Origin of the sequence: Novipirellula galeiformis, assembly GCF_007860095.1 — a bacterium.
Taxonomy (GTDB): Bacteria; Planctomycetota; Planctomycetia; order Pirellulales; family Pirellulaceae; genus Novipirellula; species Novipirellula galeiformis.
Genome location: NZ_SJPT01000002.1, coordinates 608,382 through 624,202 on the forward strand (window position 1 = coordinate 608,382; position 15,821 = coordinate 624,202).

At 55.7% G+C, this 15,821-nt stretch carries 10 protein-coding genes; 5 read left to right on the plus strand and 5 right to left on the minus strand.

What is annotated here, in order from left to right:
* Positions 1-108: 108 nt before the first annotated feature.
* Both Pla52o_RS07295 and Pla52o_RS07300 read left to right on the plus strand, forming a co-directional pair.
* A complete protein-coding gene (locus Pla52o_RS07295) occupies positions 109-3,279 on the plus strand; it encodes a CHAT domain-containing protein (RefSeq protein ID WP_146593927.1) in 3,171 nt (1,056 codons plus the stop codon).
* A 16-nt stretch (positions 3,280-3,295) separates the two neighbouring features.
* On the plus strand, positions 3,296-5,470 hold the full coding sequence (locus tag Pla52o_RS07300; RefSeq protein ID WP_146593928.1) for a caspase family protein: 2,175 nt from the start codon (positions 3,296-3,298) through the stop codon (positions 5,468-5,470).
* A 1,109-nt stretch (positions 5,471-6,579) separates the two neighbouring features.
* Here the strand turns inward: Pla52o_RS07300 and Pla52o_RS07305 are convergent.
* Positions 6,580-8,049, minus strand: coding sequence for a hypothetical protein (locus tag Pla52o_RS07305; RefSeq protein ID WP_146593929.1), 1,470 nt, complete (start codon positions 8,047-8,049; stop codon positions 6,580-6,582).
* A gap of 389 nt (positions 8,050-8,438) precedes the next feature.
* Between Pla52o_RS07305 and Pla52o_RS07310 the strand changes: the two genes are divergently transcribed.
* A complete protein-coding gene (locus Pla52o_RS07310; protein ID WP_146593930.1) occupies positions 8,439-9,002 on the plus strand; it encodes a hypothetical protein in 564 nt (187 codons plus the stop codon).
* A gap of 72 nt (positions 9,003-9,074) precedes the next feature.
* On the opposite strand, the gene Pla52o_RS07315 is transcribed toward Pla52o_RS07310, so the two are convergent.
* Complete coding sequence (locus Pla52o_RS07315) at positions 9,075-9,596, minus strand: transposase (RefSeq protein WP_146593931.1); 522 nt, start codon at positions 9,594-9,596, stop codon at positions 9,075-9,077.
* A 126-nt stretch (positions 9,597-9,722) separates the two neighbouring features.
* Positions 9,723-11,186: a neutral/alkaline non-lysosomal ceramidase N-terminal domain-containing protein gene (locus tag Pla52o_RS07320; protein ID WP_146593932.1), complete on the minus strand. Its 1,464-nt coding sequence runs from the start codon at positions 11,184-11,186 to the stop codon at positions 9,723-9,725.
* Between Pla52o_RS07320 and Pla52o_RS07325 the strand changes: the two genes are divergently transcribed.
* On the plus strand, positions 11,187-11,423 hold the full coding sequence (locus Pla52o_RS07325; RefSeq protein WP_146593933.1) for a hypothetical protein: 237 nt from the start codon (positions 11,187-11,189) through the stop codon (positions 11,421-11,423).
* Between the two features lie 167 nt (positions 11,424-11,590).
* Here Pla52o_RS07325 and Pla52o_RS07330 read toward each other — a convergent pair whose 3' ends face one another.
* The gene (locus tag Pla52o_RS07330) at positions 11,591-12,298 is read right to left on the minus strand and encodes a hypothetical protein (protein WP_231612156.1); all 708 of its coding nucleotides are present in this window, start codon (positions 12,296-12,298) and stop codon (positions 11,591-11,593) included.
* Between the two features lie 455 nt (positions 12,299-12,753).
* Here Pla52o_RS07330 and Pla52o_RS07335 point away from each other — a divergent pair, with 455 nt between their 5' ends.
* Entirely contained in the window at positions 12,754-14,376 is a 1,623-nt protein-coding gene (locus Pla52o_RS07335; RefSeq protein ID WP_146593935.1) for a neutral/alkaline non-lysosomal ceramidase N-terminal domain-containing protein, read from the plus strand.
* Positions 14,377-15,326: 950 nt separating this feature from the next.
* Here the strand turns inward: Pla52o_RS07335 and Pla52o_RS07340 are convergent.
* Entirely contained in the window at positions 15,327-15,794 is a 468-nt protein-coding gene (locus Pla52o_RS07340) for a hypothetical protein (protein ID WP_146593936.1), read from the minus strand.
* Positions 15,795-15,821 lie beyond the last annotated feature (27 nt).

Below are 15,821 nucleotides of genomic sequence, written 5' to 3' on the forward strand. Positions count from 1 at the left end.
TGGTCGGCTCGATCCGGTTACGTGCGAGCGGCGACCGTTCGGACTGCAGCCGCTAATCCACTCTGATTTCGTTTTTTTCTTGCTCAGCTTTGCTCCGAGGTAAACAAGATGTGCCGCACCATTCAGAGACTCTTCTGTGCGTTTGCCCTACTGGCTGTTGGGCAGGGTACTTCAAAAGCCCAGGAGACAATTGAATCGTCACTTCGTCAGCTCAATGGCGAGGTTCGACAAATCAGCGGACCTTCGCGGCGAATGGGGGGCAGTGCAGCCACGAAAGGGCTGCCAGAACAGCTGAGTCTTTCAATGCAGGGTGGATCGGTGATCGTCAGCGAGACGGACGCTGCCGGTTCGTTGCTTTCAATCTTCCGAACTTATGATGGCGAGAAGCTGCGTCTAGGAGGTAGTGAGTCGACGCTCGCCGGCGTGACGCGTGCTTTGACTGGTAATTCGCCTGCGAACGAAACACTCTCGATCGCTTCAGCGCCAGTTGGGTTGGCTCAACTGTTGGGCCAATCCGTTTTCCGCGGTACGTCGATGGTGACTCCTTCGGCTGGTTGCCGTTTGCTGTCCGGGACGCCAACGTTTCGTCGCGCAAGCGATGATGGTACTCCGCTTCAGCATGCCGCAGTCGAGGTTCGCAACAGAAACCGAATCGTTTTAGAGTTCACGTTTTCGGGTGAGTCAGCCTCGATCACATTCGATCAGATTCGAAGACAATCGGAGAAGCCGATAGCTGCACTGCAACCGGGGCAATACAGCATGATGGTTGATGGTAAACCGGCTGGCGGTTTTACCGTTGAAGACTCGGAAATCGCGGATTGGATCAATGAACCATCCAAGACGATGGCGGAATTTTGCAAGGACCAACAGCAGACCGCCGCAATTTTCCGAATCGAGTCGTTGCTTTCGCAACTGGACGAAAATGGCAATCCAGCTCCGTACCTTTGCGACGCTCTTGATCTGGTCGAAACGATTCGGCCCCTGACGCCTTACTTAGGCAACATCCGCAATCGAATTCTTGCGAAGCTTGGCCATCCCGCTGATTCCGCTCCCAACCCGTCGGGTGTGGGAATCGAGTCCATTGACGACATTCGTTCCTTGCTGACGCTTGGGTATTGGTCTAAGGCGAAAGATGCCGCCGAAGCCATTATCCAAGCCGACAAACGCTCAAAGAGGGAAGTGAATCTTGCAAAACTCTATTTGGCAGTTGCTCAAGGAGAAGCGGCAACGGGGCGAATCGAATCCATTGACGACACTCGAAACCTCTTCATCGAAGCAATCACCAGTCTCGGGGAATCCGACCGCCACGACGCGTTCCGAGCCCACAACAACTTTGCGAACTATCTCGCTGGCAAGGCTCAGTCTCGTATCTACAACTATGCCATTCAATCAGCCGCGGAAGTTGAGAGCCCTCTCTTGACCGCGCTGTGGTATTGGAAGCAAGCCGACGACCAATTCACCAACGCGGTCCAATTCAGCGATGCAGCCTCCCCGGCGGACGTTGCCGCTTTGTCGCTCAATCAAGCTCGTCTCTATTCGACCCTTGGCGACTTCGCACGCAACCTCTTTGCCGAAGGCGATTCGCTTAAAGCAATCATTGATTTCGCTGATGCGGCGACCTCCAAATACGCACATTTGGCAGGTCAAGCGGCAGAGGTGGAGCCGCTTGTCGCCGCGTCGGCCGCTGAAACGCTCGCGAACATTGCCTACCGGCGTGGGGAGATCGACAAGGCATTGGCGAACTTGACCGATGCAATCCAGGGATATCAAGCGACTGGATCATTGGCCGGCTTGGCGAGCTGTAATCGGACCATTGGACTAATGCGAGCCAACGCAGACGACGGTCCCACGGCCCGCAAGCATCTGATGATCGCGGTGGAAATCAGCGAATTGCTGCGAGAGCAACTGGGATTAAGCGATGCCGGGCAAGACCGTGCCGGGTACTTCGCCAAGCATGCTTACACAAATGAACGTTTGATCGGCCTGCTAGTCGCAGCGGGCGAGCCACGAAAGGCTCTGGAGATCGCCGAGCGATCGAAGGCACAGACGTTTGAAGACCTCTTGAAGCAGCGCCAAAAAAGAGATTCCGACTCGCCCGCCGACGATATCATCCCCCTGCTTGATGAAGCCATTGATTCGCTCGGCAACAATACCGTCGCCATCGAATACTTCGTTGGCGGCAAGGATGTCTTCGCATTTGTTGTTGAAGATGGCGAGGTCACCGCCCACCGCCTGGTCGGTTCGGATGGTTCGCCATTGCTCGCCAGCGAATTGATCTCAAGGACCAGGGAGTTCCTTTCGCGGATGGAAGGACGCGCTCGACGAATGATTGTCGAAGCGAGAACGCCCAATGGTTTTGACAAAAATTGGCAACACGAACTTCACCGTTACTACTTGGAATTGATTCCCTCAGAAGCAAGAGAGTCGGTGGCGGAGGCTGAATTGTTGGTGGTCATCCCCCATCACATCCTGCATTACTTCCCGTTCGCAGCTTTGGTCACCAAAGTTGATAAGCAGGAAGTGACGAAGTTCCAGCTCCCCCAGCCAACCTTTTTAATCGAATCAGGAGCTGACATCACTGCGGCTCCTTCACTACGCACCTACGCATTTATGGCTGACAGTTCGTCGTCAGTCGAAGTGGCCAATGCAATCGGGATTTCGGAATTCGATGGTGCGCCCCGTCTTCCGGGCGTCGAAACGGATCTGGCGAATTACCAGGAGGTGTTCGGTGAATCGGTGGGAAAGTTGCTTGTTGGCAAGCCGATCACCGAAAGCCAGATCATGTCGGCCATGGAAGATGAAGGCCTCTTGTTCATCGGCACCCACGGAAAGAATGAAGCGGACCTTCCGCTGAATAGTTTCTTGCTCTGTGACGCTGACAAGGAATCCGATGGTCAGTTGACCGCACGCGAAATCTTTGATTCGGCGATCGGGTCTGAGGCAATCATCATGAGCGCGTGTTACTCAGGCCTTGCCGACCGTTCGCCTCTACCCGGTGACGATCTCTTTGGTCTTCAACGTGCCATGTTGCAAGCAGGTTCGCGTTCAATCGTCTCCGGTTTGTGGGATGTCTATGATGACACAGCACCACTGTTAATGCGATCGACGATGAAGCACTTTGCCGATGGAGACACACTGCGGCGTTCCTTGGCTCTGGCTCAACGAAACTTCGTCGCGGATCGCAAAGCCAAAGGGCCCAAAGATCTCTGGATTCATCCTTACTTTTGGGCAGTCTACAACTGCAGCGGTTCAGGTCATACGATTCTACGAGCTCGATAGTATTAAGGGGGCTGAAATGTTGTCGCCAAAAATTCTCGTCATTGCGATTGCGTTGTTTCTTGGATCCACGACCGTCACCTCCGCGGCCGGGCCGGCCCAGTTTGCTTTGCTCGTTGGTGCAGGCGAGTATCGACATTTGCCTAAGTCGAATCAGCTGGGCGGAACAACCAATGATGTCCGTTTGATGCGGGAACTGCTTCAAAGTCGTTTTGGTTTTCAAGCCGGCGATATTCAAACGTTGGAAGGTGATTCCGCAACCGGGGATGGAATCCGCTCTGCGTTCGAACGTATCATCCAGGCCCTTCAAGAGTTGCCGGACGAAAACAAGCCGGCGCAGGTCGTGTTTCATTTCAGTGGTCATGGCGGGCAACTTCCAGATCAGGAAAGCGAGGGCCGCGATGAAACCGATGGGCTCGATGAAACGCTTGTGCCTACCGATGCCACCATGGTGGGAGGCGAAGAGGACATCCGTGACGACGAACTCAATCGCCTAGCACATATGATTTGCGATCAAGGACAAGCAAACCTTTGGATCGTGCTTGATTGCTGCCACAGCGGAACCGGGACGCGTGGTGTCCAAAAAATGGGCGTTCCGGGGCTGGTCGGCTACCGCGCATTGCGTCGAGATGTCAAACCGACAACAACACCTATGGCGCCGATCGTCAACACGTTACCAGAAGGAGCCGTTGCACTGTACGCCTGTCGCGATCACGAACTTGCACCGGAGTACTTCGATGGACAACTTCGATATGGTTTGCTGACGCGTTTCCTGACGGGTGTTTTGCAAGACAGCCCGGAAGGATCGAGGATCAGCTATACCGGTTTGCGAGATGCGATCGCGGCGCGATACCGACAAGATCGCCAAATCGGCGCTTCGGCTCCCGTTCCGCAGGTGGAGGGCAACGCCAAGCTTCTTGATGCGGGGGTGCTTGGCAGCGGTCTGATTCCCTCTCCCCGATACTGGAAAGTCGACGCCGCGTCCTCAAGCCCAACGCTAGTTGCCGGCGCATTTCACGGAATCGCCAAGAATGCAATTTATCGGCTGCACGAATCACCGGAACAGATCGGGAATAGCATGAATGAACACACCGAGTCAGAGACGGGTTTTGCAAGGACCACAAAGGTCGAAGCGGCGACTAGTTCGTTGGAATTTGTTCGTTGGGATGGGAAGAAATGGCAACCATCGCAGTGGCCGAAGAATCTCAAACGAGCTTACGCTACGCTCGATTCGCGAGGCGATAACGACTTTGGGTTGCGAGTTCTGGTACGCGAGGTTGTTGAATCCAACCGCGAGAGAACACTGAACCTCGAGTCGCTTTCACCCCCGTTGCAGACAATCTTCGTCAAAAATGATGGTCAACAACGAACGGACGACTGGCTTAGTTTGGTCGAAGCCCCGTACGAAGCAGATGTGATTGTCAAGATTGCCGGCGACCAAATGGCTGCGTTCAACGCAGCCGGACACTGCTCCTGGCACGCCGACGATCAACCGCATGAAGGAAACGCTTTGTTTGGCGGCTGGGGGCCAATTGACCTCCGTGACGACAACGCTGCGGAACAATCACTTCACTTGCTTCGGCGAATCGCGAAGGCAAGGAATCTATTGCGTGTCGCCGCTCACGGAGATTCAGGCGGTATTCGTCCAATCCGAATTGGGATTGAGTTGCTGGCTCACGATCAAAACAATTCTGAAGCGGCTCCAGAATCCTGGCCGAATTCAACTCCAGGGAAATTGCCGGGTGCCTATGCAATGCGAAGCGGCGATTGCTACAAGTACCGAATCCGTAACGATGGAAACGAGCCCGTTTACGTTTCGGTTTTGCATCTCAATTCAGACATGGGCATCGAGCAAGTATTTCCCTACCAAGCGGGATCCGAGATCGAGGGTGCGGACGACACGCAAATCCGCCCTGGAGAAAGTCGAATCGAAGGGCCGTTTCAGTGCAACGGAATCGGTGCGTCAAGTTTTGGACAACGATACACGGTGGTCCTCGCTACGGCGAAACCGAACAGCTTTTACATGCTTGTCCAACCAAGTCTGCCAAAGGTCCGAACTTTTGGTGAAGCTGACTCTCTGTCTGACATCTTGATGTCGGGAGCCTACTTCAAGACGCGGTCACGTCGCCGTCCGGTCAAGCTTTTCGACAATTCCTGGGGCTCGGCGATCGTGCAGTGGGTCGTTCAGCCTTGACGGATACGCGAAAGAAAACCAACCCGCATCCACACCGCAAGTGCGAGCGATTGTTGGGTTGATCCAACGCCAGGTTGCCGCGGATCGTATTTCGAGACTTGGTTGATTGGGCAACAAGCAAACAAGGGATTGCTCGAAGGTCCGTAGTGACGACGTGTCAAATGAGAAGCTTCAATAGGATCGGAGCGATCCACCGCCCACGTCCGTGAAACGCGTCTTCACTCTCATGGGAACGCTTGTCGCCATCGGTCTGATCTCGCTGAGAAATGGAATACTTCGGTCTGAGAAATGGAATACTTCGGTCCACACCACAGTAAAGTCTGGACGCAGCGTTTTGACCGTCTTGAGGAGGCCGATTTCCTCCCCGGCACTGGCTACCTGCTGGCTAGCTGGTCGAAACGTTTCGCCTTGTCTTGTTCGTTTGACGACGATCGACATCGTTGGGACGAGGTTCACAGCGGTCGTTCGCCAAATTCCTGGCTTTCGGATCTGCAACTGGAAGCTTGCTATTTCGCGTGCTGTCATGTTCGCGATGATTGCGTTCTTCACCGTTTCCCAGAGCACACGCCTCCTCTCGCTGGACAAGGTCCCTGACGACATGGCAAGCTGGACCTGGAGGCGTTTTTGCAAGCGGCACGATTCTCCTACGTGTGGTACTTGCCCTACGACCTAATCAGCTATATCGTTGTTTTCGGTGGTCGGTTTGCGTTTCCGTTTATTCGGCGAGCTCGACGACAGCAATCTCACGGAAGTGTTTGAGTACAGAAATGTCAAATTTTGCAGGCCGACATCGGTTCCCAACATTTTCTAACCGTCCATCTTCTAACCTCCTCGTCCGGCGTTCTGGGTTTGTGCAGTGCCAACGCATTGCATCACTACCATGGGCACCGTCACTCCAATCCCTATCGTGAGCCTCTGACGCAACCGAGCGAAGAGGAAAGACAGGTTAAAAGATGAGAGGTTAGAAAATGCGATCACAAAACCAAGCCCGCAGGCAAACCGCGAAGAGGGGCAAAGGCGGTTCGATCCAATCTTGACGATGATCGAAATTGTCCACGAGCCCGGATGATCGTTTATCCACAGCAGAAATCGACGGCTCTTTATGGTTGTCAGTTTCCTTCCGGCACCGGCTTCAGTGGCTCCTTGTGCTGCTGTTCCCACAGGCAAGCACTCAGGCTCAGCACGAACAGCGTCGCAAAGATCGCGTGGACAATGATTTCGCTGCGGAACTCCTGCCACAGGAATGACCATCGTCCGCCCGCGGGGGCAATCAATTCCGGGTTAGGCCACCAGATATCGGACATTCCAAGCCCCATCAGGTATCCGATCCCCATCAGTATACAAGCCGCAAACAGAAACAGACTTGTCAATTTGGGAGCTCGGCTCTGCTGCCATCTCTGAACGAAAATGACGGATACGGCCGCTGTCGCCAACAGGAATAGCAGCCGGTATTGCTCGGGCATGTTGATGTCGCCACGAGGATGCAGATCTTCTAACCAGTCGATCGCTGCCGCCACGATGGTCACACTGATTGCCAACTGCCACGCCACGGTCGGCCAACGTCGAGACAGCAACAGCATGACGCATCCCAAACCGGTAAAGTCCGTGAGCACGTCGGTTGCCGTCATCGACAGGCTGCCACGCGTCACCTCGGCCAAGTTTGGAAACACAAGAAGCGTTAATCGTGGCCAAAAATAGAAGACAAACAGAACCACCGATGCGCCCAACAGCGTGCCGAGTAATCCACGGGCCGCAGACTGCGGAAGGGATTCCGTATTGCCCGAAGTCTCATCCGCGATGATGTGATCACGCAAGCGGTATGCAGCGAATCCCAATCCACCACCAAAGAGCAGGCCAAAGAAGAATTCCATGAACTTCCAATACGGCAGCCAACGCCAGGCCTCCGGAGCATGTGGTTGCCAGGCCAGGAACAGACTGCCAATGCCAAATCCCAAACCACCCCCGATTGTCCCGTAGAAGGCAAACGTTGCCGGTAACCGAAACGTTCGCGGCTGGACGAATCGCAAATACGCCAACAGGGCGATGGCTCCGGCCAGGAGTCCAGCCCACGACTCATCGCGTGGCTTATTCAGAGGATCAGAGAAATAGATCCACCTGGGGGCATTGATACAAACGATGCCAATGGTGATCCCAATCAGCAAACAGCCGATCACTCCGATCAGATGGCGCCATCGCATGCGATCGGCGATAAAGCCCAGCCCAAGCATCGCGCCACCCAGTAGCCCCCAGACTGCTCCTTTGGTCGTTGTCCCGATCAGTCCCCACAAAAATGTTTCGTCAACGCGAATCAGCCCGAGTGTCTGACCGTAGGTCATGTTGCCACCGAACCCGATCCCCATTGTTCCAAATGCAACGACAACGGAAGCGGCCCTGACATCAACGCGCAGATACTCGCACAACATCAGGCTTACTAGCGCCCCAGGAATCATGGCACCGAATGGGCCACCACCAATGTATCCACGCAATCCCCATCCCAATGACATGATCACCGCCGGCACTAAAATCCAGGCCAGCGTGGAATGGGTTCGAACTTCGGGCGTTTCTACGGATTCGATCATTTTTGCCGTTCCCAGACTGATGCAGGTGCAGTCGCTTGAAGAAGATTAAGAGCACCAGCCGCAATGGTATCGAGCGTATACGAACCAAGGCTGGAGAGTGGTCTTCTCCAGCGCCTTCGTTGTATAGCAAATCCACCCGGTAAGATTCGAACCTCAGATCTCCGATTCCGAAGGCGATCTGAGCGTCCGGCAGCAGCACCTCTAAGCCTCAACTGCCATTGAGTTTACATCAGTAAGTGACCAGAGGACACTAACCAGAGGTGACTAGAGGGACACAGCACTTGATTAGGGGCAGTGCCCATGCCCCGTTCGGAATGGAGTTGAGAAATAGGCAGGGGCGGCGCGGATTTTGATCTGGAAGATCAGCTGTTAGCGAGGGCTTTACCGTCGTGATTGAACATTGTGTTGGGATCGGCCGAGCGTTTCGGGGCGACGTGGTTTATCCGACGGTCCGCGCAGGCGAGCCGAGTGTGTTTCGCGACTGCTACTTCCTGGCCTTGGATTGGGTCGGTGACACGACTGCGGTGCTGTTGGGCGGCTGGGAAAAATCGATGCCAGAGCACCCGCACGCGGTTTTCGAAAACGGCACGATGGTGCACCCCGACAATGCCGTGGCCACGTCTTATGCCAGTCATTGTGCACAAGCCCGGTTCAGCAATTGTCGCATGATTGCCTTGAACTTAACGCAGCCAGAGATGGGCGGAAAATCGACCGGCATACTGTGCACACAAGGACACGCTCCTACCGGCCGCTTGCACGTCGATTTAAAAGACTGCCAATTAGCTGGATACAGCCTGTTCACGCCCGGCGCGGACGCCGAAGCGGTGACCTACACAACCGCTGGCAAGGTGACGGTTTATGTGCAGTTCAAGCAGTCCGTGCCGAAAGGATTCGAGCGTCAAGGCCGGTGGCCTGTCGAGTTGTTTTCTCGGATCGCGCCTCCGTCGCAGTAGCCGGCTACCGCGGGGAGCTGGTTTCCGGTCGGCCGCCGCCAACAGTCTGTATTAGTGCATGATTAGTAAAGATTAGTGTTCGGCGCAGCCACGTTTTTGAGGAACACTAATCAACTCTAATATCACACTAATCGGTGTCGCGCCAGAATCGCAACGCCTCCGCCATCGGAAAACGGTAGTTCGACTCAACGTCCGCTCTTCGGCCATCAACGTCCGGTTGTCCGCTCGCATCCGAGTGCCATTGAAGCCGAGCGTCTCCAGCGGAACGTGGCCCAGATCGCGAGCGACCAATACGATCTGGACAAACAGTTCTTTGAGGGCTTCGGAATTCTTCTGCCGGAATTTGCAGATTGTGGTGTGATCGATGGTACGTCCCTCGAGAAGCCAGCGAAAGTTGTTACGGTCTGTGAGCGATTCTTCGAGGGTCCGAGAGGTGCAGATCCGACAGAGAAATCTGCACAAAACGATGCTGGCAATCACGCGTGGATGAATCGGCGGCTGACCGATGTGTCTCTCGGGGATCGCCCGATCCAGTTTTTCCGGGAACAGAACGAGTGGATCGCGACTGAGCGGCGGATGTGCGAAATTAACCATCGAGCATCGCCTGGGCGCCTACCATAACGCAAAAATCAATTCGCGATATACGATTAAATCAACACGCCGGGGAGCCTGGGAACGAGTTGGATACGCAAACGGCAACGCTTATTGTTCCCGCGATCCTCAGGGAGCCCGGCGGCCTGTTTTGTCCTCAACGATGCTCTCTAGCAACTTCAGCGATTCGGCGAGAATTTTTGGTTCGGCAGTCACTTCCAACAAGCTCGAACGCGCTGGCCATGTTTCATAGCCGCCTAGTTCGTGTTGCTTAGGAGGCGGCAGATAGCCGCCATAACCGTTGGCGAGTTCGATGGTGAACGTAGCCGGATGTTGGCTTTGCTGCTTAATCGCCAAGCCGGTCTCGGCAAACACCTCACACGGCACGGCGGCAATCGCAACATCACCAATGCGGATCGCTTGCAGCTTGATTTTCATCGTGCTCGGATATTCGTGTAGATGCAACGCTTCGTCGGCGTAAATTTTAGACCAGCGATGCGGATGCGGACCTGCGGGATTCGCCAACACAGCATTGGCCCAGGCTAAGCGAGCTTCATCGGGTCGGCGCACGGCGAGTTCTAACTCCGATTGGTGCATGTCAAGGGTTACATCGCTGCGGTGCTCAATCGCTTTGATGGCGTGTTCCGTTTCGCTCGCCAGCATGCGGGCGGCAACCGCCATCCATTCAAAGGGCGCATACTGCTTACCGTCGCCTCGAATCACGCTGGTGTTCCCGCTGGTTCCGTTGGACATCATGCCGACAAACGGCGGATGCTCGGTACCAGCATGCATCTTGCTTTGCAGCGCTGTGGCGTAGTGACCGAAGTAATCGGCGCTGACCATACCTCGTTGATAGCCGCCGGTATAATGCACACTGAAATTGCCCAACACTGCCAGCGGGGCACCATCGGCATGACGGATCGAAACAACGGAGAACTGCGGATCGACAGGGCCCGCTGGACCAATCACCGCCGAACTGCGGCCAGCGACCGACTTGATGCGCTCCCCTGCGGTGCCAAACGGATTCACATCCACGCTGCCTGGTTCACACAGAAAACGCCGACATCGCACGAACTCGGGTTTATTGAACGATGCGTGGCCAATTTGTGCCGGGGCAAGGTTCTGCTCGGCTTGCAAAACGGCGTCAGCGATACGACGTGCAAAAAATCGATGATATTCGTCATCGATTGGATCCGTGCCGATATGCGTCACCCGCACAGCGGCGTGGGTATGCGTCGCGGCCATTAACATGCGGTCGGTCGGCAGGCCGCTTTGTTGTTGTACAAGCGACTTAGCCGCGTCGAACACCTCCCGTTCAATCATGCACGCATCGCAAATCACAATCGCCAACCGTGTTGCTCCGTCGTCCAGCACAAGCGCCCGCGCATGCAACCGATCGTGAATGCCGACCACCGGACCATTTTTGCTGATCGCTCCATCCAGCGAGACGCCTGGTTGGGGCGTGACGTCGGCAACCGCTGCGCCGGCGCGAAACTGCGTTTCCCCAGCCACACAAAAGTGGAACACGAACAGGCTTCCAATCAGAGCAAATACACTGCATCGCATCATATACAAACCTATGAGCCTATTCATGTGAAACTTGTTCGTCAGTACGGCGTTGGCGGCAACTACGCAGGCAACACGATCTTAAAACACCGGCCGACAGTAAAAGAAGGGGCGGTGCAATCCTACTACCGGCAACAGAGAGCGGTCAATCAAATTTTTCGGGAAGTGTTTGCTCACAATTTGAATGTCAACTTCACTGGAAATACGACATCTCAATTGAGAACGCCCGCCAACACGACTCCGTTCTCTTGGAAAAACTCATAATAAACGACTCAAACCATCCACCCGGAACCAGGAGCGAGCCATCCCGAAATGGTGGGTTTTCTGAGGCGTTAAGCCCGGCACAACGAGTTTCCGCGCCCGCGCCAACCGGTGGCCGGCCCCGGATTTCCTGCGAGGGGCAGGCCACGTCGACCGCCATCGCCAGCGGTTTAGTCTCGGCATTCCAGAATGCTGAGCACGTCGATGTCGTGGTCCTCGTACCCTTCGATGCCGCGAAACTCCGGTTTGTGCGTCGATCCGTACATCGCCGCAGTCCCGCTGGAGTACACCGATCGTCGATTTTGAGCCACAACAGCATGACTCAGTCCCCAGCTAACCCCAGCGGGCTGGCGGGCGTTCCAGGCATCGACGACCGCGTCGCGGACCTGCTCGACCAGGAAATCCACATAATCGGCCGGCTGCATCACGCCCTCGGCCGGGATCACATACTTGCCCTCAACCATCACCGGTGCGGTTTGCGTGTGAGTAATGTTCACGAATAGTTTTTGCGCATCCACCACAGGGAGTTTCTCCGCGACCGCTTTCCGGATCCGCGACTGCACATCCTCACCAATGACGACAAGATCACAGGAGACCATGATTGCGAGGTCGAGCGTTTTATCGCCGTCGTGAGATTCCGGTACCATCACGTTCGCCGTCACCGGGCTTTCGACATCCTTGGCAATTCGTATGGCAAACTGACCCGAGAGTGCCACGGGTCCTCCCGGCGTAATACTGGTGCGTGCCGCTCCGACTCTCAATTCAACGGCATGGAGAGTCGTAGCTTGGGAACCGCACCACGCGCTCAAACAAACGATCAGTACGACGAACTGGACATGGGTTGGGGGCAATGTGAATCGAGGTTGATTCGGTGTCATCATTGTTCTCTTCATTCTCAAGCGACATCGTCAGAGCCCCAGTGATTGACTTCTCCGATGAGGAAACGAGAAATAGGCACACGCCGCTCGGTTCCCATGAAGAAGTTTCGGTTTTCACATTCATATTCGCAAAAACTAATCATTTAAGGAGGTCAAAGAGGTTGGGAGGAAAGGTGAGTCCCACGTAGACACGTCGGCTTAGGGACAACGAGGGTTGATAATCTACCAAAGTTTCGCGTGGCGTTTGCGCCGTTCCGCAACACAGTAGATGGTATCGGGCTGACGCCCCGGCATTGACAGCGGTCGGCGGAACTAAACCGATTGATGCAGACCGTGGCCATAGGCACGGTGCGATTCCGAGTCGACGTGTGTTCATACGTGAGCAGGAAAGAGATGCAAGGACAACTTGTGATCACTACAATGCTCGGATCCATTCACTACTAAGGGAGATCAGCATGAGCCGAAGCAAATTCTTCACAACAACTTTTTTGGTCTGCGCGGCATTCGTTGCATTGCCGTCCAACATTCTTGCCGACAGTGCCGACGCGGACGGCCTCCACATCGGCTGGGCGTCGGCCGACATCACGCCCGAGCAGCCTGTCGTTCTCACCGGATTCTCCCGCGCCAGGGTTTCCGCAGGCGTGTTGGATCCGATCACGGCTACGGCCCTGGTTCTCGATTCGGTACAGGGCGGCAAGTCGTCGGAAAAGGTCGTAATGATTTCGCTCGATCTGATCGGCGTCAGCAATGATCTTCGCGATCAGGTGCGAGAAAAGGTCTCCCAGTCGCTGCCGGAAATTGACCCGAACAAGGTCATGCTGAACGCAACCCACACCCACTGCGCCCCGGAAACCCGCACGAACACCGAGATGGCCGCCAAACTCGGCGAGCTCGGACTCGAAGTGCCGGCGGCATGGTCGCGCTGGGGAATGGACCTCGGCGTCATGTCGCCGCTGGAATATGTCGAGTTCGCCGCCACACGAATTGCCGCCGCAGTCGAGAAGGCGTGGAAAAGACGTAAACCCGGCGGTGTGAGCTTCGGCCTGGGCCATGCTGTGGTGGGGCAAAACCGGCTCACGTCCTATTACGACGGCAACTCGCGGATGTACGGTACGACCGACCGCCCCGACTTCAGCCACATCGAAGGCTACGAAGATCATTCCGTCGGCCTGCTGTATACCTGGGACGCTGAGGAAAAGCTGACAGGCGTGGCCGTCAACATCGCCTGCCCGTCGCAAGCTAGCGGAGGCTCGCGAATCACCGCCGACTTCTGGCACGAAACACGCATTGAACTGCGGAAACGGTTGGGCGAAGACCTTTTCATCTTTCCGCAGTGCTCCGCCGCTGGCGACCAGTCGCCAAGCGTTCTGGTCGACAAGAGGGCGGAGGCCCGCATGCAACGCTTCACCGGGCGAAACCGCCGCCAGCAGATCGCCGTGCGGATCGCCGATGCCGTTACCTCGGTTCTTCCCATTATGGAGAAACATATCGACCGGGCGCCTCTTCTCGCCCATCGCATGGATCAGGTCGAACTGCCTCGGCGTCGCTTAACCGCGGAGGACATCAAGACACCGCGGAGTACACACCATCGCCCCGAAACCGAAACGGTGGAACAGGCGTTCGACCGCCTGCTCGGCGAATATCGCAAAATGCGTGAGGAACTCGAAGAGCACCCCCAGCGGAAAGAGAAGCCGGGTTGGTACAGTTCCATGACGGCGGTCTTCTGGCGGCTGAGCCGGGCGTCGCGCGTGCTGGACCGCTACGAATTGCAGCAGACGCAGCCGACTATGCCGGTTGAAGTCCACGTCGTTCGCCTGGGAGACATGGCGATTGCCACGAACCCATTTGAACTTTATCTCGACTATGGCGTGCAAATCAAAGCCCGCAGCAAGGCCGTGCAAACCTTCGTAGTCGAACTGGCCAACGGCAGCGGGGCAGGCTACCTTCCGACCGCGCGCTCCGTGGCTGGCGGCGGTTACGGCGCCATTCCCGAAAGCACCGAGATCGGCCCCGAAGGCGGCCGTGTGCTGGTGGAAGAGACCTTGAAGATGATCGATTCCCTTTGGGACGAGAAGTAGGGCGGCAACGCCTCGGCGAGTCAAGCGTATGCGCGGACCGGCAAGAAGGTGTTGCCGCCGCTGGAGCGGTTCTTCAATGAGACGGCAAGGCGGATCGCACGGTGGCCCAACTCGTCAAACCGTGCCGCGGCGCTGAGGAGATGGGCCGTAAGCCAGAACAATTGGTCTTTCGATTGTCACCTCTTGATTTGTGGGATATCACAGTCAGTTCCATCCAACTTAGGACTCAAAAACAAGTCCGCCCCCTGCAACGCCCCAAGGACTCACGCGGTAAAACGAAAGAACTTCTGCACAGGTGCTTAACAGCAGAAGAGCCCGACAACGAAGCCTCGTGCCGGGAAGATGTTTGGCAATGGGCCGTGTAATCGCCACAGGTATTGAAGGAACGTTCCACGACACCCTTGCTGGGATGCTTGATCGGTTCATCCTTCACCGAGTTCTGCGGCCAAGCAAGGGAACCATCCGTCTTCGGCTCGCTGCATTTACCGGATGCCGCATGGGCAATTATGGCAAGACGAAGGAATCCGGCCAACCGTATTTTTGTGAGCGTTCGCATGGCTGATTCGGCAACAGCTTCCTTCTGGTTGAAGGATGGCATCGCCCCGGTCAAGCCGCTTGGCTGTTCGAGGCCTCGACATCAAGGAAGACTGAAATTCGCTTTAGGATCTAGTGAAAAACAACTTCGATGTTTGATAGGTTAGCGCGATGCCAGAGAACCTGACATGCTCCCCCCTGAGCGTCTGCCTTGTGCGCTGCCCGACAGGATGCCGAGGCGAGTGAGCAAAGGATCCTACGTCGGCACGACGAAGGATTCAAACCATCCCAGACGAACGGGAATCGAGGGAACGCCCAGAAGTCGATGCGATGCGTAGCCACACGCGGAAATCCGAAGACCCGTTTCACGAGCATTCATAAAGTGCTCTGTCCCTCTTTTGACCTTCAACTTGTTATCAAGTATCCGGCCTTTCCAAGGCGAAATCGACGTTATTGTTCTCACCTGGCTTGACGTTGACGGTGAGCGTGCTGGTTGTATTGTACTGAGACGGTACGATCTGCTCGATCATGTCGACCATCGTGCCAGGAGGTTCCGGAGGGCCAGCCTCAATTTGCTGGCCGGTCTTCTGCATGCTGGTGATTTGAACCTGATGCATTCCGATCACAGCTCCTTTTTTCGCCGGAACCGCATACACCCCGTTCACAATTTGAGCGCCGGTCGTAGGGCCCAAGGTTTCTCCCGTGGGAATGAATGCAATCGTCCCCTGCTCAAGCGACTCTCCGTTAAGCGTCACCGTCCCATGGACAGCAACGCGTCCCGGCCCCCCATCGCCACAGCCGAGCATCGTCACGACTGCCAACGCGAACACGCCACGACAGATCGCCATGGAGTCGTGCATCCGGTCCATCACAAATGCCTTCATTTTTGAACTCCTTGAAATTGAAAATTA

What these genes read in the sequence shown, in the direction of transcription:
- Pla52o_RS07320 (WP_146593932.1), bottom strand. Translation starts at nt 11,186, where the DNA reads ATGAATAGGCTCATAGGTTTGTATATGATGCGATGCAGTGTATTTGCT.
- Pla52o_RS07305 (WP_146593929.1), bottom strand. Translation starts at nt 8,049, where the DNA reads ATGATCGAATCCGTAGAAACGCCCGAAGTTCGAACCCATTCCACGCTG.
- Pla52o_RS07340 (WP_146593936.1), bottom strand. Translation starts at nt 15,794, where the DNA reads ATGAAGGCATTTGTGATGGACCGGATGCACGACTCCATGGCGATCTGT.
- Pla52o_RS07300 (WP_146593928.1), top strand. Translation starts at nt 3,296, where the DNA reads ATGTTGTCGCCAAAAATTCTCGTCATTGCGATTGCGTTGTTTCTTGGA.
- Pla52o_RS07335 (WP_146593935.1), top strand. Translation starts at nt 12,754, where the DNA reads ATGAGCCGAAGCAAATTCTTCACAACAACTTTTTTGGTCTGCGCGGCA.
- Pla52o_RS07330 (WP_231612156.1), bottom strand. Translation starts at nt 12,298, where the DNA reads ATGACACCGAATCAACCTCGATTCACATTGCCCCCAACCCATGTCCAG.
- Pla52o_RS07295 (WP_146593927.1), top strand. Translation starts at nt 109, where the DNA reads ATGTGCCGCACCATTCAGAGACTCTTCTGTGCGTTTGCCCTACTGGCT.
- Pla52o_RS07315 (WP_146593931.1), bottom strand. Translation starts at nt 9,596, where the DNA reads ATGGTTAATTTCGCACATCCGCCGCTCAGTCGCGATCCACTCGTTCTG.